Annotated in this window: 3 protein-coding genes; 2 read left to right on the top strand and 1 reads right to left on the bottom strand. The window is 74.4% G+C overall.

Features of this window, described 5'->3' with window-relative positions; all coding sequences use genetic code 11:
- Positions 1-248 precede the first annotated feature (248 nt).
- On the bottom strand, positions 249-872 hold the full coding sequence (locus HMPREF0731_RS21100; RefSeq protein WP_157136277.1) for a TetR/AcrR family transcriptional regulator: 624 nt from the start codon (positions 870-872) through the stop codon (positions 249-251).
- 146 nt (positions 873-1018) lie between these two features.
- Here HMPREF0731_RS21100 and HMPREF0731_RS21095 point away from each other — a divergent pair, with 146 nt between their 5' ends.
- Together HMPREF0731_RS21095 and HMPREF0731_RS21090 are read left to right on the top strand one after the other, a co-directional pair.
- Positions 1019-1513: a (2Fe-2S)-binding protein gene (locus HMPREF0731_RS21095; protein WP_007006270.1), complete on the top strand. Its 495-nt coding sequence runs from the start codon at positions 1019-1021 to the stop codon at positions 1511-1513.
- Positions 1510-1750, top strand: a 241-nt coding sequence (locus tag HMPREF0731_RS21090; RefSeq protein WP_007006269.1) for an FAD binding domain-containing protein, incomplete at its 3' end; no start/stop codon positions are given. The genes HMPREF0731_RS21095 and HMPREF0731_RS21090, both read left to right, overlap by 4 nt.

Here is a 1750-nt window from a genome sequence, read left to right as displayed (position 1 = left end):
CAGGCGGATGCCGCGGGTGCGCGGCCGCAGCTGCTCGATCAGGCGCTGGGTCTCCGCCCCCTCGCCCGCCGGGCTCAGGACCGGCGACTGGGCGTGCAGCGCCGCCGGCAGCGACAGGCCGGCGAGCAGCGCCAGGCAGGCGGGGGCGAGCGGCGGACGGGGCATGGCGGGTCTCCGGCAGGGCCCGCCGCTCCTAGCATGCGGGGGCAGGGCGCCCAATTCACCGTCGCGTTCACGCCCCCCCGCCCTCACCCCGGGGCGGCGGCGGGGCGCTGGCGCATGCCCTCCACCAGCAGGCCGATGATGCGGCCGGCGCGGCGCCGCCACTCCGGCCCGGCCGGCGCCTGATACAGGCCGAACAGCGTCTGCATGATGTCCTCCGCCTCGGCATCCGGGCGCAGCAGCCCGGCGGCGACGCCCTGCTCCACCATCCGGGCGATGATGTCGGGGAAGCTCGCCTTGGCGGCGTGCATCAGCTCCGGCTGGGCCTGCATCACCTGGCGCAGCGAATCGCCCAGGCCGCGCTTGGTCGCCATGTAGTCCAGGCTGCGCTCCAGGAACTGCGCCAGCGCCTGGTCGGGCGGCAGGCTGGCGGAGAGCCGCGCGCCGGTCTCCAGCATCACCTCCAGCTCGTCGCGGTACAGCCCCTCCACCAACGCCTCGCGGGTCGGGAAATGCCGGTAGAGCGTGCCGATGCCGACCCCGGCGCGGCGCGCCACCGCCTCCAGCGAGCCGGCCAGCGCCTGCTCGGCCAGCAGGGCGCGGGCGGCGTCGAGCAGGCGGGCGCGGTTGCGGCGGGCATCGGCGCGGCGGGCGCCGGGCGCCGCCTTTTTCGCAGCCGTTTCGTCGCCGGCATGGGCCGCATCATCCACCACAGGCACGAGACTCCCCTTGACCGGACCCTCGCGGATCCCGATTGTAAAAAACGGAGGCACCCTCCGTTTTGGTGCCCTGCCCCGATTATCCGCCCAACGGGAGAGCCTGTCATGCCCCTGCCCCGCATCCCGGAGGATCACCCATGAAGCCCGCCGGCCCCATCACCCTCGCCGTGAACGGCACCCTGCATGTGGTGTCGGTGGAGGACCGCACCACCCTGCTCGACGCGCTGCGCGAGCGGCTGCTGCTGACCGGCGCCAAGAAGGGCTGCGACCACGGCCAGTGCGGCGCCTGCACCGTGCATGTCGATGGCGAGCGTGTGCTGGCCTGCCTCACCCTCGCACGCCAGGCGGAGGGCCGGGCGATCACCACCATCGAGGGGCTGGCGGCGCCGGACGGCACGCTGCACGCGGTGCAGGCCGCCTTCCTGGCGGAGGACGCCTTCCAGTGCGGCTTCTGCACGCCCGGCCAGATCATGTCCGCCGTCGCCTGCCTCCGCGAGGGCCATGCCGGCTCCGCCGCCGAGATCCGCGAATACATGTCCGGCAATCTCTGCCGCTGCGGCGCCTATCCCAACATCCTGGCCGCGGTGCAACGCGCCGCCGCCGCCCTGCACGACAAGGAGAATGCGCGATGAGGGATTTCGCCTATCACCGCGCCGCCACGCTGGAGGAGGCGCGGCAGCACGCCGCCGCCCCCGGCACGGCGCTGCTGGCCGGCGGCACCAGCCTGCTCGACCTGGCGAAATGCCGCGTCGCGCAGCCGGAGCGCGTCGCCGACATCACCCGCCTGCCCGGGCTGGAGGAGATCCGCACCGAGGAGGGCGGGCTGCATCTGGGGGCGCTGGTGCGCATGGCCCGCGCGGCGCGCCATC

Origin of the sequence: Pseudoroseomonas cervicalis ATCC 49957 (assembly GCF_000164635.1) — a bacterium.
GTDB lineage: Bacteria > Pseudomonadota > Alphaproteobacteria > Acetobacterales > Acetobacteraceae > Pseudoroseomonas > Pseudoroseomonas cervicalis.
This window is presented reverse-complemented; position numbering and strand designations above follow the sequence as displayed.